At 39.9% G+C, this 23429-nt stretch carries 15 protein-coding genes; 8 read left to right on the forward strand and 7 right to left on the reverse strand.

Going from position 1 to position 23429, the window contains the following annotated elements; genetic code table 11:
- Window positions 1-222 (reverse strand): DUF433 domain-containing protein, encoded by a 222-nt coding sequence (locus tag H6G08_RS24550; RefSeq protein WP_190547709.1) that lies wholly within the window; start codon window positions 220-222, stop codon window positions 1-3.
- 204 nt (window positions 223-426) lie between these two features.
- Between H6G08_RS24550 and H6G08_RS24555 the strand changes: the two genes are divergently transcribed.
- The 6 genes from H6G08_RS24555 (at window position 427) to H6G08_RS24580 (ending at window position 8264) form a co-directional block, all read left to right on the forward strand.
- Complete coding sequence (locus H6G08_RS24555) at window positions 427-1014, forward strand: Panacea domain-containing protein (RefSeq protein WP_190547711.1); 588 nt, start codon at window positions 427-429, stop codon at window positions 1012-1014.
- A complete protein-coding gene (locus tag H6G08_RS24560; protein ID WP_190547713.1) occupies window positions 986-1363 on the forward strand; it encodes a type II toxin-antitoxin system RelE/ParE family toxin in 378 nt (125 codons plus the stop codon). Before H6G08_RS24555 ends, H6G08_RS24560 begins: the two co-directional genes overlap by 29 nt.
- 178 nt (window positions 1364-1541) lie before the next feature.
- On the forward strand, window positions 1542-2372 hold the full coding sequence (locus tag H6G08_RS24565) for an Rpn family recombination-promoting nuclease/putative transposase (protein WP_190547715.1): 831 nt from the start codon (window positions 1542-1544) through the stop codon (window positions 2370-2372).
- 129 nt (window positions 2373-2501) lie between these two features.
- Window positions 2502-5612 (forward strand): CHAT domain-containing protein, encoded by a 3111-nt coding sequence (locus H6G08_RS24570; RefSeq protein WP_190547716.1) that lies wholly within the window; start codon window positions 2502-2504, stop codon window positions 5610-5612.
- A 797-nt stretch (window positions 5613-6409) separates the two neighbouring features.
- Complete coding sequence (gene mgtE / locus H6G08_RS24575; protein ID WP_190547719.1) at window positions 6410-7762, forward strand: magnesium transporter; 1353 nt, start codon at window positions 6410-6412, stop codon at window positions 7760-7762.
- Window positions 7763-8006: 244 nt separating this feature from the next.
- Window positions 8007-8264 carry a hypothetical protein gene (locus tag H6G08_RS24580; protein ID WP_190547722.1) on the forward strand — a complete coding sequence of 86 codons (258 nt, stop codon included), beginning with the start codon at window positions 8007-8009 and terminating at the stop codon, window positions 8262-8264.
- Between the two features lie 149 nt (window positions 8265-8413).
- On the opposite strand, the gene H6G08_RS24585 is transcribed toward H6G08_RS24580, so the two are convergent.
- Window positions 8414-9061, reverse strand: a complete 648-nt coding sequence (locus H6G08_RS24585; protein ID WP_190547723.1) for a PEP-CTERM sorting domain-containing protein — start codon at window positions 9059-9061, stop codon at window positions 8414-8416.
- Window positions 9062-9495: 434 nt separating this feature from the next.
- Entirely contained in the window at window positions 9496-13749 is a 4254-nt protein-coding gene (locus H6G08_RS24590; RefSeq protein ID WP_190547731.1) for a PAS domain-containing protein, read from the reverse strand.
- A gap of 988 nt (window positions 13750-14737) precedes the next feature.
- Between H6G08_RS24590 and H6G08_RS24595 the strand changes: the two genes are divergently transcribed.
- Window positions 14738-16075 carry a glycosyltransferase family 4 protein gene (locus tag H6G08_RS24595; protein WP_190547734.1) on the forward strand — a complete coding sequence of 446 codons (1338 nt, stop codon included), beginning with the start codon at window positions 14738-14740 and terminating at the stop codon, window positions 16073-16075.
- A 313-nt stretch (window positions 16076-16388) separates the two neighbouring features.
- On the opposite strand, the gene H6G08_RS24600 is transcribed toward H6G08_RS24595, so the two are convergent.
- From H6G08_RS24600 to H6G08_RS24610, 3 genes are all read right to left on the reverse strand, one after another.
- A complete protein-coding gene (locus H6G08_RS24600; RefSeq protein ID WP_190547736.1) occupies window positions 16389-16775 on the reverse strand; it encodes a response regulator in 387 nt (128 codons plus the stop codon).
- 23 nt (window positions 16776-16798) lie between these two features.
- A complete protein-coding gene (locus H6G08_RS24605) occupies window positions 16799-18670 on the reverse strand; it encodes a response regulator (RefSeq protein ID WP_190547738.1) in 1872 nt (623 codons plus the stop codon).
- A gap of 753 nt (window positions 18671-19423) precedes the next feature.
- On the reverse strand, window positions 19424-19927 hold the full coding sequence (locus H6G08_RS24610; RefSeq protein ID WP_190547740.1) for an RNA recognition motif domain-containing protein: 504 nt from the start codon (window positions 19925-19927) through the stop codon (window positions 19424-19426).
- Window positions 19928-20501: 574 nt separating this feature from the next.
- On the opposite strand from H6G08_RS24610, the gene H6G08_RS24615 reads away from it, so the two are divergent.
- The gene (locus H6G08_RS24615; protein WP_190547742.1) at window positions 20502-20699 is read left to right on the forward strand and encodes a hypothetical protein; all 198 of its coding nucleotides are present in this window, start codon (window positions 20502-20504) and stop codon (window positions 20697-20699) included.
- A gap of 9 nt (window positions 20700-20708) precedes the next feature.
- Here H6G08_RS24615 and H6G08_RS24620 read toward each other — a convergent pair whose 3' ends face one another.
- Window positions 20709-22913 (reverse strand): zinc metalloprotease HtpX, encoded by a 2205-nt coding sequence (locus H6G08_RS24620; protein WP_190547753.1) that lies wholly within the window; start codon window positions 22911-22913, stop codon window positions 20709-20711.
- Window positions 22914-23429 lie beyond the last annotated feature (516 nt).

The raw sequence follows: 23429 nt of genomic DNA on the forward strand, positions 1-23429 counted from the left end.
CTAGTCAATTTCCTGTGGATGTTCTTTATAATACGACCAAGCTGCCGCTAAATCTTCAATTGTTAACGTTGGGTAATTCCTCAATAATTCTTCGTCGGAAGCCCCTTGCTGACGGAAAGAAACTAGAGTCCAAACAGCAATACGAGTATCGCGGATGCGTGCATTACCTCCGCAAACTCCGGAAGTTTTTTGAATAAAATATTTTTGAATCTGGGGAGACATAAATTAGTAAATAAGCAATCTGTATATATTTTAATTTTATTTTAAACTCAGATTTAGTTTTGTAATATTTGCAAAGTGCGTTAGCCGGAGGCTTTGGCGGAGCCATCGCACTTTCAATAGTATTTGTGTACTAAAAAGATAAAACCTCAGTTATAATAATATATATAAGTTCCCCTAAAAACTTGCTAATTGCACATCTGAGTTATGATTGATTGCCTCAATGTAGCTCGTTACTTTATCGTCAAAGCTTATGAGGATGGTATAGAAGCTGAAATGACCAATATGAAGGTGCAAAAGCTACTATATTATTCACAAAGTTTGCATTTGGCACTGTATGATGAGCCATTATTTGATGAAGAAATCCAAGCTTGGCGATATGGCCCGGTTTGTCCGCCTGCGTACAGATTTTATAGTGAATTTGAAGCCAATCAGTTACCCGTTCCTAGTAAAGATTTTTTATTACAAATTTCTGATGAACAGAAAAAACTTTTAGCAGAGATTTGGGAATATTTTGGCGGCTATCATGCATATCGATTGAGTGATATGACTCATGGAGAGTTTCCTTGGAAAAAGGCTCGTAAAGGTTTACCACCTCAAGCTAGTTCAACTGAGCCAATTCGCTTTGAGGATATGAAAGCTTTGGGTTATCAAAAGCTAGACATTATTGAGAGAGAAAACCCTGCTTATGAATCGGTAATGTCTAAAACTGTAGAGGAAGCTATTAATTCGGAATCCTCAACTCGTGTTTCTAAAGGAGAAGTGCGTGACTGGCTCAAATCCCTTCTCGATTGAGGAATCTGATAATTTTAGGCGTTCTTTTAAGAAACTTGCCAAAGCTTTAGGAAGCGATTTTGTTGAGCTTTTAGGGGAAGTTTTAGAAAATTTAATTAACGATCCTTATCCTGTAAATTCCCGGAATGAACCTTTACCAGCAAAGATTCAGCTACCTGAAGGATGGACATTTCACAAACTAGAGTTAAAGGCTGGTAAGGGAGCTTCTGGGCAAGTAAGATTGATGTACTTGGTGAACACGATTGACCAAGTAATCAAACTCGTCTGGATTTATAATCATGAGCAGTTTGCAAAACGTCCAGCCGAAAAAGACTTAAAGGGTATGATCAAAGAAATCTTAGAGTCTTAATTATAAGAAAACTGCGATCGCATCATGCATAAACAGCTTTTGAAACCCCTGAAAATACCAAATGAGAGTGCATTATCAAATATCTGGATGTAGGTTGGGTTGAGGAACGAAACCCAACAATATAAAGTATTGTAATTGTTTGTATAACCAAAAAAACTAACAATTAAATAAACTCATCATGCGGCGAGATACCATTTTTTACAAATTATTCAAGCAATTTCCTGGCTTATTGTTTGAATTAGTAGACGAACCACCCCTAGAAGCAGACAATTATCAGTTTGAATCGGTAGAAGTGAAAGAAACCGCATTCCGAATTGATGGAGTATTTCTACCTCCAGCTAACGCAGCTTCTCAAGTAGTATTTTTTGCCGAAGTGCAGTTTCAAAAAGATGAAGATTTATATTTTCGCTTCTTTTCGGAAGTATCCTTATTTCTGCACCGCCACCCGATCCGTTATCATGACTGGATGGGCGTGATAATTTTTGGCTCTCGCAACTTAGAACCGTCAAATTTAAGGATTCATCGTTCTTTATTAGCAGGCGATCAAGTTCAGCGAATATATCTAGATGAATTGGGCGATGTACAACAGCAACCATTAGGATTAGGCTTGATGTTGCTGACGATTAAAGAAGGAACAGAAGCCATAGAAACAGCTAGGTTTCTACTGGAACAAGCGCAGGAACAATCAGAAATAGCGATAATAGATTTAATTGCGACTATTATTGTTTACAAATTTAGCAACCTCAGTCGAGAGGAGATTATAAATATGTTAGGACTAGATGTAGAAGAACCAAGAGCTTTGCGAGAAGCGAAAGAAGAAGGGCGAAAACAAGAAGGTACATCCCTGGTAATCAGACTGTTAAATCGACGTTTGGGTGGAATTCCTGAGCAGTATTTGTCACAAGTTCAACAGTTGTCTTTATCTCAAATTGAGGCTTTGGGTGAGGAGTTGTTGGATTTTTCGACTGTGGCGGATTTGGAAACATGGTTACAGTCTAATTTAGGTTAAAAATGGGCATTGGGCATTGGGCATTGGGCATGGGAGAGCCAAGCACCGCAAATAGCTGACTTTTGCATAAGCTCTCAAACATGAGATATATATCACAGTAAATCTTCGCAGACAATCTGCATTGTAGCTATGCGTCGTTATCGCCCAATCGCTTATAGTCTCCAAAGTCTAAGTGTTGCGTCTTTGGCGCTGTACCTGACATTTCCCTTGGGAACATTGATTGCGCCATTGAGAATATCGCCGGTATTAGCGCAAAATTCCAGCGATCGCCAAATCGAAGCTGATAAACTACTCAAACAAGGTGAAGATTTAGTCAATCGCAATCAATCTCAAGCAGCTTTACCAGCGTTTGAGCAAGCTTTGACAATTTATCGTCAAATCAAAAATCGACAGGGAGAAGGAAGAACTCTCAAGGGGATAGGGAATGTTTACTATGATTTGGGCGACTACAAACAAGCAATTACCTATCAACAACAAGCTTTAGACATCGCTCAAGCTATCAACGATCGCGATTTAGCAGCTAGAGCATTAAATAATCTCGGTAGTAACTATAGAGCTTTGGGGGATTTACCGCAAGCGATCGCCTATTATCAACAAGCATTAGCGATCGCGCGTCAAATTCAGGATCTCGAACGAGAAACCAATACCCTCGAAAATCTTGGTTATGTCTACGATACTGTCGATCTGACTCAGGCGATTGATTTTTTAGAACAAGCTTTGGTAGTTTTACGCAAACAATCTGCTGATTCTCCACAAAAGCAGCTAAATCTCCGCAAACAAGAAACGGATATTCTCATCGCTTTGGCTAGGAATTATTATCTGTTTGGCGTTTACAAAGGTATAGGTGAAGGAAAATCACCTGATGAAGCTTTCAATAAAGCAATTGAGATTTATCAACAAGCGGTGAGTCTAGGGAAACAAACAGGCGATCGCTCTCAACTTGCAGACGCACTCTTAGGGCTTGGTAATATGTATAATGCCAAGAGTAAGTATAACGAAGCTGTCGCCACACTCCAGCAAGCTTTGCAGATTTTCCAAACAGATAAAAAATCACCAATTAAGCTACGCGATACTTTATCTAAATTAGGTGAAGTTTATCAAGGTTTGCGTCAACCAGAACAAGCATTAACATATTATCAACAAGCATTAGAAATTGCTAAACAAATCACCGCTAATTCTCCTTTTGCGAATCTAGAAAGAGATAAAGAGCAAGGATTAATCATAGTTAATATTGCTAATATTTATGCAGAAACAGGTAAGTATGAGAAAGCGATTCAAAATTATCAAGATGGGTTAGTAATTTTACAATCAAGCCTCAAGCAAGCTGAAAAAATTACCGATCCGGGGAAGAAGTTTTTGCTGGATTTAGCCAAGCAACAACTCAATCAAGTAATTAAATTTAGCTATGTACGCATGTGTGCTACTTATAAAATTTTAGGTCAATCAGCAGAAGCTAAACAAGGTTGTACGGAAACTTCTCCTAATGTGAAAAGTCTCACGGTTGCAAATAAAACTTCGCCAGAATTAGAAGCGGCACTGAAGAAATTAAATCAAGCACAAGCATTAGGAAAGCCGGAAATGGTAGCATACTCTTTAGCTGAAATTGCTGATGCTTACGCCAATTTACAAGAAAGCGATCGCGCTTGGGAATACTATCAAAAAGCTATTGCTTTAGCTGAAGAATATCCGCAGTTTCAGCAATACATCTATTTTAAAGTTGGTGGTTTTTACGAAAATCAGAAAAAATACGATTTAGCGATAAGTTTTTACAAAAAAGCGGCATTATCTGCGAGAAAAGCGCAGCAAAAAGTTGATGAAGCTATTATGTTCAATCAAGTTGCAAATACTAGCTACACAGCAGGTAAGCTAACAGAAGCAACAGAGGCTTTATATGAGGCGATTAAAGTTTATGAAAGTCTGCGTATAGACCTCACAGATAAAAGTCAAATCTCTATTTTTGAAACCCAAGCCCAAACTTATAGTTTATTACAGAAAATTCTCATTACACAAAATAAAGTTAACGAAGCTTTAGAAGTAGCTGAACGCAGTCGTGCTAGAGCATTTGTCAATTTATTAACTTCACGACTTTCGGCAACGCAAAATCGGCAATTAACTGCGGATTTACCAACAATTGAGAAAATTAGAAAAATTGCTCAAGTGCAAAATGCAACAATTGTGTCATATTCGCTGGTTAATTATTCCCAAAATAACGATAAAAAAAAATTGCAAACATCAGAAATATATATTTGGGTAATTAAACCTCATGGTGAAATAACTTTTAAATCAGTTAATCTGCAATCTCTCAATCAACCTCTAACAGATATTATCAATCAAAGCCGCGTCTCCCTTGGTGCAGGTGGTAGGGGAATTAAAATCGAACCTAATGATGAATCTTTGCAAAAACAATACTTACAAGAATTATATCAAATACTCATTGCCCCAATTGCGTCATTATTGCCCAATAACCCCAATGAAAGAGTAATTTTTATTCCCCATCAATCGCTTTTTTTAGTTCCCTTTCCCGCATTGCAAGCCAAAAACGATAAATATTTAATTGAAAAACATACTATTTTAACTGCACCAGCAATTCAAGTTTTAGAATTGACTCATCAACAAAGACAAAAAGTCAAAGGTAAAGATGTATTAGTAATTGGCAATCCTACCATGCCAAAAGTGGGAATTCCATCGGTGCAATTACAACCATTGTCGGGTGCAGAAACAGAAGCTGTAACAATTGCTAATTTACTCAAAACTCAAGCTATTACTGGCGAACAAGCCACAAAAACCGCTTTCAAACAAAAGCTATCTTCGGCGAGAATCATTCATTTAGCAACACATGGATTACTCGACGATCCTAGCAAAGGAATTAAAACTGCGATCGCACTTGCGCCAACTGCTAACGATGACGGTTTGCTCACCCCTGGAGAAATCGTCAATTTACCCATCAATGCAGAACTGGTAGTTTTGAGTGCTTGTGACACTGGTAGAGGCGCAATTACAGGTGATGGCGTCATTGGTTTATCCCGTTCATTAATTACTGCTGGTGCTACCAGTGTAATTGTCTCCTTATGGTCAGTTCCCGATTCACCCACCTCAGAATTAATGACTCAATTTTATCAACAATGGCAGCAAAATCCCGATAAAGCGGTAGCATTGCGCAACGCCATGCTAGACACCATGAAAAAACACCCCAATCCTGTCAACTGGGCTGCATTTACCTTAATCGGCGAAGCAATTTAAAAATTGGGCATGGGGCATTGGGCGACAATTGTAGAGACGCGATTCATCGCGTCTCGATTCATCGCGTCTCGATTCATCGCGTCTCTATTAACCACCCTAAAGATAGATAAAATATTTGCAAATTTTAGCCACAATTAATATATAATTATGCGCCATTGCTTATCAATATCATAATTGATATTTTCTGCACAAAAAATTTAGTAAATAGCTATAAATTGTCTAAAAATCTAGTCAATTCCCAGTTAATTAATCAACCACTATCAAGATAGCAGACTGATACTGCCATCTCAGCTTTTATTAATTAAATTAATAGCTTGATAATTGCCAGATGGTATGGTAGTTTTATTTTCCGCCAAAGAAGTGGAACGAACAAAACCAGTACAGCAAAAATCTATCTGTTAAGGGTATAGATAAAAGCACAATACTTGATTTTGTGTCTAACCACAAGCTTACTACTAAAGTGGTAAATATTTTAACTGTGTAAAGTTTACTGGTAAATTTAACTATTAGCTTGACACAGATACTGACAGTAGTAAAATCTACTCTAAATAAACCAACAATCAGGGCGGTGAGTTAGTACTGGTGTGGAATGCCAAAAATTCTACACACTGAGTTTTGCATCTATTCGGATCACACATTTCCAGGATAGTATATATGACTTAGCGATGCCTGATTGGATATCCATATTGAATTTTTGAATGTTTATGGACCAGAGTCCACAAGACGGTAGTATTAACCTCCTCTGAGCTGGCGGGAAAGTCTCCCAGCGCGGGGGAGACCATTAGGAGGGAGGTATTATGCTCATGCAAGATTTGCGCAATTCTCTTGTTGAAGTTGCTGACCTAAACCAGCTCAAATGGGATTTGAATCATTTACAACCCGTTGATGTTGGTGAATATATTACAAAACTGCCGACAAATCAGCGAGCGATCGCCTTTCGCTTGCTCAATAAAGCCCAAGCAATTGATGTTTTTGAATATCTACCAACAGAGGTACAAGAAGAACTAATCAATTCGCTGCACGATGTTCAAGTAGTACAAATTGTTGAGGCGATGAGTCCTGATGAAAGGGCAGAATTATTTGATGAATTACCAGCCGGAGTAATTAAACGGTTATTACAAGAATTAAGTCCCGAACAAAGACAAGCAACTGCAACAATTTTGGGTTATCCCGAAGGGACAGCTGGGCGGGTAATGACTACAGAATATGTCCGGCTGCGGGAAGGATTAACTGTCGGTGAAGCCCTAAGTAAAATCCGCCGTCAGGATGAAGATAAAGAGACGATTTACTATGCTTATGTCACAGATGATAATCGCACGTTGGTGAGGGTAGTTTCCCTGCGGCAATTATTATTTACTTTTCCTGATGTATTAATTAGAGATATAGCTAGCGATCGCGTCATTAAAGTCAGAACCGAAACCCCCCAAGAAGAAGTGGCGCAAATTATGAAGCGCTATGACTTAATCGCTATCCCGGTTGTTGATAGGGAAGATAGATTAGTCGGGATTATTACCATTGATGACGTAGTTGATATTTTAGAAGAAGAAGCTACAGAAGATATTCAAAAATTAGCGGGTGTGAGTGGTGATGAAGCCGCTTTATCTCCACCTTTACTCACCATTCGCAATCGCCTACCTTGGCTGTTGGGAATTATGGCTTTGTATATTGGTGCAGCTAGTGCGATCGCACCTTTTCAATCAGTGATTTCCGCCGTCCCTGTTCTCGCCGTTATCATGCCAATTTTTTCTAACACTGGTGGTACTGTGGGGATTCAAGCATTGACAGTGACAATCAGAGGTTTAGGTGTCGGTGAAGTTACAGCCAAAGACACCCTGAAAATTCTTCGTAAAGAACTACTTGCGGGTGTAGGTACAGCCATAGCTTTAGCCATAACCATGATTATGCTTTCCTTAATTTGGGCACAACCTCAAGAACGATGGGTAGCGTTAATTGCTGGATCGGTTATGGCGACAAATACCCTAGTAGCAGTCACCCTGGGAACTTTACTCCCGATGGGTTTGAAACAGTTAAAGCTAGATCCGGCTTTAGTTAGCGGGCCATTAGTCACAACTATGTTAGATACAATAGGCTTTCTAACTTTCCTCTCCCTGATTTCTGTAGCTTTAAACGTCTTCCATTTACCAACCTAGTAGGGGCTAGGGGCTAGGGGCTAGGAAGGGGGACAAGGGGGACAAGGAGGACAAGGAGGACATGGGAGACAATTGTAGAGACGCGATTCATCGCGTCTGTGCCCAATGCCCAATGCCCAATGCCCAATGCCCAATGCCCCATGCCCAATGCCCCATGCCCCATGCCCAATACCTAATGCCCCTTTCCGAAATTCATAAATGTGCAAGTGTATTCACTAATATCAGGTTTCTAAGTTGAAGACTTATGAATCGCTTTGCATCTTTGATTATCGCAGGAACAATCGCATCTATAGCCACATTGGCGATCGCTCAAACTACCGACGCTAATACATGCACAATCTACCAAAATTGTCAATATCGTACATTTGACACATATCAGCCTCAGATTCAAAGCAGTGTCAACAAAAATATCTACAAAACTAGTATTTTGAGCGTCTTTATCATTCTTGTCACTACAAAAATAGCCAATACTGCCTTAGAGTCCTGGCTGAATAAATCATAAAATTGTCTCAAAATCTAGTTTATCGGGGTGGATAATACCCAGCTAGCTATTTCCAAAATCTCAATCATTAATCAATAAAAAAATTCCCGGTTTACTAGATAAATCGGGAATTTTTATTTGTGAGAATATCTCAGATCAACTACCTGAAATTAAACTGTTACTTTTATAGCTACCTGTTCTTTTGTGCGATTTTTGCTATTTTTTCTTGTCAACAATCCACCCATACCAACAGCTATCATTCCTAGTATTGTGCCAGGTTCTGGTACAGCTTGGGTTTTTCCCGTTCCTATTTTGTAGTAAACGCTAATATGAGAAACATCCTTTGTTTCGTTACCGTTAAAATTAAATGCAGCTTTTTCAAATGGGGAATTCCAGGTTCCAAAAGTTTTTCCATCCTCAACCATGTAACCCACAAGTTGAGTGCTTTTAGCAGATTTGAAGATGAGCATGACATCTTCCCAGTTATTTTGAACTACCTTCGATATATCCCAGCTTCCAGATTTCCCCTCTCCTTGGCTTTGCAGATCTATATAACCAGCAGTTTCACCGATTTTGCCACCAAATACCCAGTTATTAATATCAAAGAAATTTTCAGTATTAACTGTCAACGGTTTATCCTTCTTCTCCTGAAAATCTTGACTGCTGGTATTGCTAACTTCGCATTCAGAAGTATTGGAGACATTATCGCTAATGACGCTAGAACAAGCAAAAGTAGCGGCCTTAGCTGGTGCTGAAGCTGCTAACATACCAGCAGCGAGAATCGAAGAACCTAATACAGTCGCCAGCATTTTTTTCATGATAGATTACTTTCCCTTACACACAATCTGATGGACTAACAAAGAATACTTAGGCTGCTAGAAAAACTTGCTTGTTTTTTCATAAATAGCACTTGATTCAAAGTATTAATTAAGTAAATCCATGTCAATTATTAAAGCGATATTTTCACATATTCTTTATAAAACATTTCTTGATATAAAAGCTTTAAGAAAAAAGCTGATAATTCTGGTATTTTCACGTGCTAGGGATAAAAGTATTTTTGAATAAAAGTTTGAATAAATCAATAAGATTAGGGATTTTTACGCAGGAATATCCTAGCTTTTGGAGAATTGCCTATCTATAGGATTAGCAATACCAATCAAAACCCGGATATGCTGTAAAATTCCAACCATACATATATTTCAAAAATTAAGTATGAATTCTAGATCTATTATTAAAACTATTTAATTTGATACTATCTTTCGTCGAATTTAGGAATAGTGAAGTAAAAAGTACTACCTTTCCCTAAAGCACTTTCTACCCAAATTTTGCCCCCATGCTGTTGAACGATACCGCGACAAATAGCTAATCCTAAACCTGTGCCACCTTTTTGTCGAGAATCGCTAGCATCAACCTGTTGAAATCGTCCAAAAATACTTTCTAGCATCGTCTCAGGAATGCCTCGCCCTTGATCTTGAACTTTAAATAAAACGCGATCGCTTAATTCTTCTACAATCACAGTCACTTGGCTATTGATTGGGGAAAATTTGATCGCATTACCAATTAAATTCACTAAAGTTTGGACAATTCGGTCTGAATCTACCCAAATTTGCACAGAATTGGGCACCATAACTAAAGAAACATCATTTTCTGTGGCTAGCGGCTTCACAGCTTCTACAGATTGGCGCAGAATTGTTGCAGTATCGCACCACTGCTTGACTAAATTAAATTTATTGGATTCTAAATGTTCTAAGTCTAAAATGTCATTAACCAACCGCACTAGGCGTTCTGTATCGCTGTAAGCAATATCTAACATTTGTTGAGCCGTTTCTGGTTGGGTTTTGAGAACTCCAGAAGATAGCAACCCTAAAGCACCACGAATAGAAGCTAAGGGTGTGCGTAATTCATGGCTGACAATGGAGATAAATTCTTTCTTCATTGTCTCAATTGCTCGACTTTCTGTAATATCTTCAATTGTGCCAACATAGCCCATTAATTCATTGCTATCCGCCAGTAATGGAACGATGGTAATCCGACAAAAACGCCAAGTGGCATCACGCAGAATGTAACGGATTTCCGTGCAGAATTCTTGATTTGCTGTGGTTAATGCCTGTAAACGGGGTAAAAATTCGGCTAAATCTTCTGGATGAATAAATTGCATCCAGCGATCGCCTAGAGATTCTGCAAAGCTCAAGCCGCAAATTGTTTGAAAACGGGGATTGGTATAAATATTTTTACCTTGAGCATCGGTTCTAAAAATCCCGATGGGTGCAGAATCGCTGAGAGTCCGGAATAAAGTTTCGTTTTGACGCACTGCTTCTTCTGCTCGTTTGCGATCGCTAATATCAATGCTGACACCAATCACTACCCAGCCATCACCAGTTTCTTGGCGATAGGCAGAATAAGTAGTAGAAATCCAGCGCAAAGAACCATCTTTATGGCGAAATCGATATTCTATAATACAAGCACCTTCAGAAATACTCTGGAGAAATCGAGAATATCTGACTTTTTCCCGATCTTCCGGAAATACCCTGGAAAGCCACAGCATTTTATCAGCGAGGAGTTCTTCGGGAGTATAACCAAAAATGATTTCGCTAGCTCTAGATTGATACTCATATTCCCATTCCTGGCTGCTAGTCATGCGAAAACTAAAAATTGAAGCGCTAGCTGTGGAAAGAATATTATTTAAGCGTTTTTCGGAAGTTTGCAAAGCTAACTCTAAGCGTTTGCGATCGCTAATGTCAACGCTAACGCCTGTGACAATCCAGCAATCAGCTGCTTCATCTCGATGGGAGGTATAAGTTCCAGAAATCCAACGCAGAGAACCATCTTTATGATGGAATCGATATTCTACATTAGTAGTCCGTTCGGCAAAAATATCTGCGAACAAAGGATAAAAAATTGTATCCCGATCCTCAGCAAATACCTGTGACATCCACAGCTGCTTATCCGAGATAATTTCTTCTGGACTATAGCCAAACAAACTTTCGCTACCAATAGACTGATATTCATATTCCCAGTCGTAATTTGCAAAGGCGCGAAAACTGACAATTGAGGCGTTAGCTGTAGTCAGGATACTTTGTAAGCGAATTTCCGAAGCTCGTAAAGCTAGTTCTAATTTTTTGCGATCGCTAATATTAAACGCGATTCCTTGAAGAATTGGAGTTTTACCATCTGGCGCTATGACTAAGCTAGCTTGATCGCGAACCCAAATGATTTGCCCATCGCGAGTTAACATGCGATACTCAGCCAGTAAAGGTTCTCCCGTCTTAATTGTATGTTCAAAACTATTTTTGACGCGATCGCGATCGTCTGGATATACATAATTTGACCAAGTATTTAAATGTCCCGCAACCCATTCTTCAGCAGGAATCTGCAATAACTGGTTAATTTGCGGACTGATGTAAGCAAATTCAGCCGTAGCCGTAATTGGCGCAGTATAGACAACTCCGGGGATTTGTTCCAATAAATTTCTGTAGCGTAATTCCGCTTGTCTGAGTTTTTCTTCTGCTTGTTTGCGATCGCTAATTTCTATGCTGCTACCAATAATCCGATACACCCGCGATTGTTCGTTAAATAAAGGCGTTAAACTAGTAATCCACCAGGTATCTTCTCCTTGAAATGGTAAACACTCCTCATAGCTAATCGTTTTTCCTGCTGCAATACAAGCTTGATAATGCTGGCGAATTGATAATGCAATTTCCGCAGGAAAGATATTTTCTGGAGTTTTACCTTGGATCTCTAGAGAACTGATACCTGAAAGTCTTTCCGCTAGTGGATTCAACCCTGCAAAGCGAAAGTCATTATCTTCAAGAATATCCACCACAAAAATACATTGTTCAACACCGTTATAAATACTGCGTAAAAACTTTTCTTGTTCTTGTAAAGCTTTTTGTGCTAAGAATCTTTCTGTAATATCTTGAGCAGTGCCATAAATCCGAATTACCTGCCCATCAGCGTTAAATTCTGCTTGTCCAGTACCTTCAATATAGCAGGGAGGCGTACCGGGTGGGGTGTTACGTCGCAGGATGAGTTTATAGGATTCCCCTATGGTAATTGATATTTCCACAGCTTGATGTAATCTTGCCGCAGATTCTGGATGATACAATTCTAAGAGATCCTCATAATTAGGTTCCCCTAATGCGGGATCTCGATCAAAGATATGAAATAATTCTTCTGTCCAAGTAATTTTTTGTGTTCTTAAATCGAATTCCCAATTGCCAATTTTCGCTACTTTTTGGGCTTCTGTAAGTAAAGCTTTACTTTTACGCAGAGTTTCTTCAGTATTTTTTAAGTCAGTAATATCAAATCGGATACCATCCCAACAAATCCGCCCATCATCCATCCGGCGAGGAGATGAGCAGACACGCACCCAACGGATATCTCCCTCTGGGGAATATTCCCTTACTTGGATATCAAATACTGACATATTGTCTACAGACTCCTGCTGCTTCTGGAGCATGTAGGGAATATCATCTGGAATGATGATGTTAAATAGTAGGCTGGAATCAGCTAAGATGGCTTCGGGTTTCAAGCCATTTGTTTGTTCAACGCCAGCACTGACATAATAAAAGCGATTGCTACCATCTAATTCTTGCACTAACTGGTAGATGTAACCATTGGGAACGCGATCGCCAATTCCTCGCAGAAAAGCTTCTCGTTCTTGTAAAGCTAGTTCGGCGCGTTTGCGATCGCTAATATCGCGGTGAATACCAATCATTCTCAATGGCTGACCGCAATTATCCCACATCACCACCTTGCCGTGGTTAGCAATCCATTTCCACTCGCCGGATTTGGTTTGCATTTGATATTCAAAGCTGTAGGGAATAGAACTATCCTGGAGGTGAGACTGCAAAACATTCATCACCCAGGATCGATCGTCGGGATGAATCAATTGTTCCCAAGTACTCAAATTATGGTATAATTCATCAGCTCTATAGCCAAGCATTTCACACCAGCGATCGCTCAGATAAACTTCTCCCGTCAGCAAATTCCAATCCCACAGTCCATCTCCTGAAGCTGCTAAGGCTAATTGCAATCGTTCTTCACTTTCTCGCAAAGCTGCTGCTGTCTGCGCTTGCTGCTGATGTTGTATTTCTACCAGCTGTTCGTAGCGTGCAATTTTCTGGGGTAGCGCTTGTTGAATACTTTGATGTGTAATCACACCTAAAAGTTGTCCTTGCGCATCCAAAACTGGAAGATGAGATAATTGCTGCTCTTGTAGTAAAGAGATAACGCTATATATATTGCCTAACTCTGATTCTTTCACAGTCATAACATTACCAGTCATGACATCAGCTAGGGTAGTTACAGTCAAGTTTAACCCTGAAGCGATCGCCTTGACTAACTCCTGTGTTGTAAAAATTCCCAGGATTTGATTTTGCTCTACAACTAATACATAACTTATGCATTCCTGGCTCATCATTTGCACCGCAAACTCAACTGATGTCTCTAGTGCTAAGGTGATTGCACGCTTTTGGATAAATTGAGTTTGGGAAAATGGCGGCATAATACTGGAAATAGCAATGTGCGAAAATATTTTGTTTACAGCCAACTGTAGCTGTCGTACAGAAAGCGGATATTTAATTTAAGCTCGACATTTAAGAACTGACAAACACATTTAAGCATTTCCCAGAGAGAATTTGATTCCAGGCGCTTCAAACATGCTCAGGGGTTAGGGGTTAGAGGCGTGTTTTCAAAGTCTTAGATCCCCCCTACCCCCCTTAAAAAGGGGGGTGAAAAGACTCTCAAAGTCCCCCTTGAAAAGGGGGATTTAGGGGGATCGAGAAATTTAGAAGGCTCAACGAGTAGTTGGAAAACACGGGCTAGGGGTTAGGGGCTAGGGAGACAAGGGGGACAAATGACAATTGTACAGACGCGATTAATCGCGTCTCTAACAAATGACCAATGACCAATGACCAGTTTTTCTTATACATTGTATTAGGCTTTACTATGAAATGAATAATTAGCAAAGTCAACGATAAACTTTGCTTACTAAGCATGGATTTGCGCAAATTCTGTATCTGCTGTAACAAAAATATTTGAGAAAAAGATTAAGTATAAGTAACTACAATACATAAAGTGTTTTAGTACCAAAATTAACCATGAGACTGGATGTTGCTAGCGATTAACTGCGTATACCATGACAGAGTAATTACTTATTTAGGCATACGTATATAAATCCGCTTAGATATTAATAATAATCAAATATTGATGCATTTCCAGATCTATCAAACTGCATATTCTCAAAAACCATATTTAATAGCAGCCGCTCTATCGCAAGCATTAAAATTAAATATCACGTTAGATATATAAACAAATTAAATCTAAATAGTAAGAAAAAACTTTATTACTTGAAGCAGATACATAAAACCATTTGACGTATTAATTTAGAATAAAGTTTAATTAAAGTCTTAAATGATTGCCTAAAACTGCTAGGCAGAAATGTTGGATTGATTGGTCTGAAACTTTTTTAAATTCAAGAACAACAACAAACTATGAACGCTACCTCTGAAAAACGCATTGCTTTAATTTCAGTTCACGGCGATCCAGCGATTGAAATTGGTAAAGAAGAAGCTGGCGGACAAAATGTTTATGTGCGCAAAGTTGGTGAAGCTCTAGGGCGCTTGGGATGGCAAGTTGATATGTTTACCCGCCAAGTAAGTGCAGACCAACAACAGATTGTGCAGCATAGTGAAAATTGTCGTACTATCCGCTTTCAAGCAGGCGCTTTAGAGTTTGTTCCCAGAGATAATCTATTTGATTATTTACCAGAATTCATTGAGAAGTTTTTAGCATTTCAAAAAGAAAATAACATCACCTATCAATTAATTCACACTAACTACTGGCTTTCTAGTTGGGTAGGAATGCAACTGAAGAAGATTCAAGGAAGCAAACAAGTTCACACATATCATTCTTTAGGAGCAGTTAAATACAACACTATTGAGAATATTCCCCCAATCGCCACTAAAAGATTAGCAGTAGAAAAAGAAGTTTTAGAGACAGCTGAAACAATTGTGGCGACGAGTCCCCAAGAAAAACAACATATGCGATCGCTCGTTTCCAAAAAAGGTAATATTGACATTATTCCCTGCGGTACAGATGTGCAGCAGTTTGGCTCGGTGGATAGAGAAACAGCAAGAGCAAAATTAAATATCGACCCAGAAGCGAAAGTTGTGTTATATGTGGGCAGATTTGACCCCCGCAAAGGTATAGAAACAGTAGTGCGTGCGGTGGGTGCATCTGAGCTGCGCGAGTCGCAAAAACTGCACTTAATCATTGGTGGTGGTAGTACTCCGGGTAATAGCGACGGTATCGAACGCGATCGCATTGAAGGTATAATTAACGAATTAGGTATGAGCGACATCACCAACTTACCTGGTCGTCTGTGTCAAACAGTTCTACCCACTTACTACGCTGCTGCTGATGTTTGCGTTGTTCCCAGCCACTATGAACCCTTTGGACTAGTAGCAATTGAAGCAATGGCGAGTGGAACCCCAGTAGTCGCCAGCGATGTCGGCGGCTTGCAGTTTACCGTAGTTCCCGAAGTTACTGGTTTATTAGCACCACCTCAAGATGTCCCCGCCTTTACAAAGGCTATTGACCGAATTCTCATGGATCAACAATGGCGCAATGAATTAGGTCAAGCCGCTAGAGAACGAGTAATTAACAAGTTTAGCTGGGATGGTGTAGCAGCTCAACTGAGCGAACTCTACACCCAACTGTTAGAACAGCCTGTAACAAAATCCTTAGTGCAGACTTTAGAACAAACCTTAGAACAAACTGCTGTACCACCTGCGGTGGAATCTACCAAGCAACCAGCTTTACTCAGCTAGGAATTTTCTCAGCATTTGTTGGTAGTCTAGATGCCCGACTTCTTGAAGGATGCTGCTGGTGAATTAGGGGTAAGACCCCTCGCTTAACCCGAAATCCCGCCGTCACCCTCAAGGGTGCGGCTAACCGAACAAAGCCTGCCTCCGCAGGCTAGAGAAATACAGCCTGCGGAGGCAGGCTTTGTAGCGTTAGCCACTGGCTTATAGCCTGTGGGCGGTGTGTCGGGTAAGTGAGAGAACAGTTTATATCAATTGTTGATGGGTCTGACTTCTAATTCGCTAACTGTATCCTTGAAACAGTCGGGGATCTTGCAACTCAAGTGGATAATTGCCAACCTAAAGTTGTCGCCACTAAATGTGACAGCCGCAAAGGATCGAATGGTTTAGAAATTACCCCTGCAACTCCCAAGCGAGAAAATTCATTTAAATCTACTTTTTGTACTTTAGCTGTTAGCAAAATTACTGGAATTTTTTTAGTAGCTAAATTAGCTTGTAATCGATTAAACAATGCCAAACCATCAATGTCTGGCATCATCACATCTAAAAGAATGGCATCAGGATGTTCCTTATCTGCTAAAGTCAAGCCTTCACTACCAGACTCGGCTATCAGTACTTGCCAACGACCGATATTTTCTAAACAAGCTTTAATGACAGTACAGAGATTTTTTTCATCATCAATTACTAAGATGCGTTTTGCTGGCATATTCTTTAACAGACTCGTGCTGATTATTGATGTAATAACTTTTTACTTAAATGTGTTCTTTCTAACCTATTTAATATCCGGGCAACTAATTCTGGTTCGATAATTGGTTTTCTCACATAGTCATCGGCTCCCACTGCGTATACTTTATATAGTATTTCCGATTCAAAATGAGCGGAAAGAAATAATATTGGTAAATGGTTCCAATAGCTATCATTACGGATAACTTGGCATAAATCTATACCATTAAAATCTGGCATTTCAATATCTAATATCAATAAATCGGGTTTAGTCGATTCTAAAATTTCCCAAAAGCGTTGCGATTCTTGTAATGGTGTGACTTGTAGCCCCCAAGGAGATAGTAAAGTAGTTACTTGGTGAAGAATCACCGGATCGTCATCCACAACTAAAACTTTGGCATCGGTGCTAGTTTGTTGGTTGAGGGCGACATTAACTGCTGTTAAGACTTCCACAGCAGACATCGTTTTATTTAAAAAACTATGTGCGCCTAAACGTGCAGCTTCTACTCTGTTAGGTAGTTGATTGCTACTAGTCAAGACAAGAATGGGAATTTCTGGGTGATTTTGGGTGATTTCTCCTAGCAGGGTAAAACCATTTTCCTCTTGGTCAGGAAATGACAAATCTAGTAAGATAACTTCGGGAGGATTTAAGGCTATCTTCGATCTAGCCGTTTTTGGCTCGCCTGCTACTTCTACTTGAAAACCCCAAAATACCGCTTCTAATTTAATTCTTTCAGTTAGGGTAGTATCGTCATCAACAATTAATAGCCTTGCTGATGTTACCGCCGTTTTGCTAGCACTGGCTGGTGAAGATGGTTGCTGTTGTAATGTCTGTTTCAACAATTTGACTAATTCGGTTAACTGCAAAGCTGTACTTTGCGGTTTATCAGTGTGGTTTTCTAACAACTGTTCGATTTCTCGCGCTACGTTGGAACCATCTACATAGCCATAACAACCCAAGGAACCTGCAAGGCGGTGAGCTTCTGCTTGTGCTTGTTTAATTATACGTTTATCTGGACTTTTAGTTGATAATTGCGCGATCGCCTGTTGCAATAACTCATACTTTTCCGAGAAACTCTTTTGAAACTCTTCCCGCATTTTGGCGACTACAGCCATAATCTTTGCTTCCGCTTGGCTATTATCCTGTGGCGGTTCGGAAGTTACATTGGTTTTTCCTTCGGATTTTTTTTGTTCTTCCTTTTTTTGTTCTTCCTTGAGGCGATAACCCAAGCCATAAACTGTTTCGATTAAATCTACCTTCATCCCCACAGCTTTGAGCTTTTGACGCAAACCCTTAATATGGGTTGTCACCGCTTCTTCACCAGGAAATTCATCAGCCGACCAAATTCTATCTAATAGAACGCTTCTACTAAATATCCGCCGGGGATTTTCTAGGAAAAGTTCTAATAAGCCATATTCCTTCGGGGTAAGGTGTAGCCTTTTCCCCCCATAGGTAACTTCTTTACTATTAGGATCTAGTTGTAAATTCTCCCAAACTAACAATTTGGCTATAGTTGTCCTACCACGCCGCATTAACGCGCGAATTCTGGCGATTAGCTCTGGTAATTCAAATGGCTTGACAATATAATCATCAGCACCAGCTTCTAAGCCAATGACGCGGGCGCTAATGTCTTTGTTAGCCGTTAGCATCAGAATCGGCATTTCATAGCCTGCTAGGCGAATTTGCCGACAGAGATTGATTCCATCTAGTCTAGGAAGAATGACATCTAAGATGAGCAGGTCATATTCATAGGTTTTGACCAAATCTAAACCACTTTGACCGTCGTTAGTAGTCTCAATCTGGTAATTCAGAGTCGAAAAGGCCTCTACCAGCAACGAAGTTATCTGTTTGTCATCTTCTATTAAAAGAATTTTCACAAAATTTTCCCTGAAACAGGTATTAAATTTTATAAGTAATAATTTTAACTAGGAAATAGGAAAATGACAGAACTTTAGTAGCTGTCTCCTCCATTAGCTTGTCTGTTGAGAATCTGCTGTTCTGTAACTTGGCTGTATGATGATACCAAGGGTGTTCGCTCGGCACAAATCCTAGTATAATCGTGCTTCTGTATGCAATCTCCTCAAGATTAGCGATCGCTATATTATGAGTTAAATTTCTCGGTTAATAGCTCTCGGCAGAGAAAAATAAATTTTAATAAATTTTAAAGACTTTTTTGGGCAGAATATGTGAATATGTGCTGCAAATTCAAAATCAGGTTTCATTACCTACTCTTCCTCCGATCGATGAATAAACTAGCCGAGTCATCGAATCATTGGATTAAACTTTGTCACTGGTTACAGCTAAAAACTAGCAAGTTACTAACCGACGACAACTTGAGAAATATTAATTTGCTTGGATAGTTAATCAGATTTTCTCTATTTTTTATCAATACTTGTTGGCATTGCTTACAGGAATCCATGTTTAGTCAAGCAGGGAAACAGGTTTTTGCAGAAAAACTTATTTTTGATTACACAAAAACTGGACTCCTCCAGAGCAATGCACAAACAAGCAATAACCGCTTGACAACTCATCACATCACAAACATGCAAATTTAACTTGCATTTAGACAATTAAAAATTAAAAATCAGTATTTTTGTGATTTTTAATTTTTAATTAGACTACTTGAGAGATTAATTTGTTGTTTGTGCAGCCAACATTTGTTTGAGCTTTTCTAATTCAGAAGCCCAACGGGGATCTGGACGAATCGCATCAGAATCAGATGTTGAGGTAGTTTCGCGTCCAGCATTGCTGCTACCACCGCGCCGAGATTTCTTAGAACTTTTCTCACGACGGCTACCTTCTTTTTGTGTTGGGGGAGCTGAATTACCGCCACCAGCATGTTGTACTGGTTTGGGTGGTTGCTCTTCTCCCTCTTCTCCCTTATTGCGAGGTAATGCTTTTTCTAGCTTAATGGGAGTTTCTTTGAACAGCTGACCGTTATATTTTTCAATAATTTGATCGGCTTGTTCGTCATTATTCACCGTGAGAAAACCAAAGCCACGACATTTACCTGTCTTGCGGTCTTTGATCAGTTTAGTGGTGACTGCATCACCTTCAGCAGCAAAAACTGCTTGTAGTTCTTGACGATCTATTTCTTCTTTTGGCAAATTGCCTATATATAGGCGAACAGACATGAACTATACCTCCAGAGTTGAATGAAAATGGCAAGGTGATAAAACAATGAATTGGCTGTGGCTTGAAATCCATGCTATTCAGCAAAAAGTGCCATAACCCATTTTTTTACTCAAAACTGTCAACCTATACAATACAATTTTTCGTTGGGATCAAGCTTGCTTAATACAAAAGCGCACACAACGCTAATTTTACATACCACCTTAATTCTAAGAATTATAAATCTAATAGCTTACCACCCGATCGAGTAAACTTTTTTTGATGTGCACCTGTTTGCCGAATAAAACACCATTCCTTACATTATCATGGTATTTTCTACGTAGCTAGTTCAGTGCAGACATTTCTAGCATACTCTTCACGCAAATTGTAACAGAAATTACTTTTTTTTCTCAACATGGTGATATTTGGAAACAAAAACCAGCCAGTGGCTGGTTAGGTTACTGCTGTGTTGGGAGAATAACAAAGATAGATATATTGGCGCAAGGGTTGGCGATAAATAACTCAGCAATCTAGCTTAGTTATGTTTATGGGTTGGGATTATGTAAATAAATGTAACACTTGCAGAAATATTTTGCAATGTTTCTTTACATTTTGGTCAACAGTCAACAGTCAACAGTCAACAGTCAACAGTCAACAGTCAACAGTCAACAGTCAACAGTCAACAGTCAACGGTCAACAGTCAACAGTCAACAGTCAACAGTCAACAGTCAACAGTCAACAGTCAACAGTCAACAGTCAACAGTCAATGGTCAACTGTCAACAGTCAACAGTTAATAATCTCCTTCACCCCTTGAGAAATATAAAGGCTCCCCAGGCTTGGGCGGCTACTGCGAGGATAGTTGACCAAATGGGATGGGCGCTGTTGATGATTTGACCATTTTGTGTTTGGATGGTTTGGATATCAATCCAAGGGGTTGCGCCGCGTCGGAACCAACCGACAATGGTAATTTGGCGGCCGATTAAGTCTTGGGGATTGATTGATTGTCCTAGCCAGGGGATATGATGCAATTTCACTAAACCAATGTGCGATTGCAGCATTAAGTCTTGTCCCAGGCTGTTACCTACACCCGGACGACCGATGAGTCTACCTGCAAGGCACACATTTATGCTATCGATGGGAATAGCAGATGGATTGGCTAAGAGGTTAGGTAAGCGATCGTCGGTTTGCAAATTAGCAGGTTTAATATCAGGAAATAAAGAATTCATCCGCAAAATTATGCCGATGCTAAAGCCGATGAGCAAAGAACCGATGACAAATGACCAATCTTCATAGATCCATTTCAGGTTTAAAATCTTCATGGCATAGGCTATTTGCCACACCAACCAAATTAAACTGGCAAATAATAAACCCAGAGGAATACCCAGCCAAGGAGCTATTTGTAAGAGAAAAGGCTGATGGTTACCGCGTAAGGCTTGTTCGTTGACTAAATGTAGTTCGGTTTCTAAATGCCAATGGCGGGCGATTTTACACAGACGTTGAATGCGATCGCCAATTAAAGGGTGACTATTATTAAATGTAAACCAACGGCGATAGGGATTAAAGTTATCCCACATCAACAGGGATGTAAACGGAATATGTCCGGCTAAACTCCCCATAGATATACTTTGTTGATAGCTGACAGGCGCTAGAAGATTCAAGCTTTCTAACTGCCAACTGGTGTGTTCTTGTTTGCCAATATCGCCAGCGACACCAATGGTAATTTTCAGTAAGGCGCGAATTAGGGCGTTAGGATTGCCAGTAATTTCCGCAGCCGTGCGATCGCTATAATAAACTCGCAACTTGGATAACCATAAAGCCGGGCCTGTCAGCAAACACCAAATACCGTAGGTGCAACTTGCTAAAATTATTGCTGGCCAGCGACCAAAACCAGAAAATTTATTACCCCACTCCGAAAATAGCTGATATAACCTGTAAACAGGCAAAGTTACCAGCAGTATCAAAGACATAACGAGATAATCTTTCTGGATAATTTGCCCTAGCTGGGTGGCGTAGATAACAGCAATTTCATCATCGGCTAATTGCTCTAATAATCCTTGACTGACGACTATTCGGGCATTACGGGCGAGATTACCGTAAGTAAAAGCAATAGGGGCTTTTATTGGCAAAATTCGCAGTTTAGGAAACTGCCAACGGCGTTGTTGACAAGCGCGCTGGAGTACGCGAATAGTTTCGCGACTATGACCATTTAAAACTTCTTTAGATAACTCGCGTTGCTGATAATATTTTCCTAATAGCCAATCTAATAACCAAGGTGATAAGGCAATTGCGATCGCTAAAACTACAAGTACAAGTACAGTCGGATTGCGATTGAATAACGGTAATGGGCGTAAGTGAGCTAGCTTGATGAAAATTTGATTGGTTAAAGTCATTGTCAGCTGAAGCATTTCCCTGATGACCCAAAACAGAGCCATAAAGGTACCAGCTGCCAGTAATTTTAAAGGTAATAAATTAAGTTTATGCAGGGGTTGCCAAACTTTCGCCCTGGGAGCATGTCGCCAATAAATTTGAAATGATTTAGCTACTGCGCGATAACCAGAGGCGACTAAACCATTGACGCCGATAGTTTCTACATGAGAATTTCTCAGACTACCTGCGGGAACGGCGGCACTATTGGTTTTTGTAATTGTTTGCTGTGATGCACCAGTTCCATTATTATTGGTACTATTGGCAGCGACATGTCCATTGGCAGAATTTTTGGCTGTATTTTGCCGTTTTTGGCGGTTTTTTAAATGTCCAAGCGCGCGTTCTGCCCATTCTTGCACTTGGGGATTAGGACTATCAAGCAGATTTTGACACAGGGCGATCGCTTTAGAAACTTGACCCATGCGTGCATAAGCCATGACTAAACCAACTTGAGCCTGTAAGCCAGCAGTAGTATTTTTTTGACTAGTAGCAACAGGCTCTAACTGGGCGATCGCCGTTTGATAATTCCCCTGCTTGAGAGCAACTAAACCAGCCTCCAAAGACAATTCGGCATGTGAAGGCATAGAAATTCTGGCACTCCCATCTGTTCTAATTAATCCAAGGTAACGCTTTAGCGCCTAAATTTAGATACCTGCTGTGGCAAATCACATCCGGAATTATCCAGTGTTATCTTTCTATAGGTTGTTTACCTGCTCCGAAGGAACAGGGAACGGGTAACGGGCAATAGTAGACTGTCTAGACTAAAGTAGTGCATTAGTCAAACTCTTGTGGGGTGGACATCTTGTCCGCCCAGAACGGGTGAGACGCCCATCCCACAAGAAAATTATATTGCCACATTTTAGCCTAGACACGCTAATAGGCAAGATTTTTAGCGAGATGCGGAAATTGTTGATAGTTATTTCCTTTCACGCCAGGTTTTGGCACAACCAAGCATGAAAATTTATTTTCCCTGTTCCCTGTTGCTCTTTAACCGGGAGCATCCCAAATGTGCAAAAACGCCCTCACCCTATAAGGGTGGGGCTAGAAATACGAAGCCTGCCTTCGCAGGCTATCAAACTTTTAGCCTGCGAAGGCAGGCT

Source organism: Calothrix anomala FACHB-343 (assembly GCF_014696435.1).
Taxonomy (GTDB): Bacteria; Cyanobacteriota; Cyanobacteriia; order Cyanobacteriales; family Nostocaceae; genus Aulosira; species Aulosira anomala_A.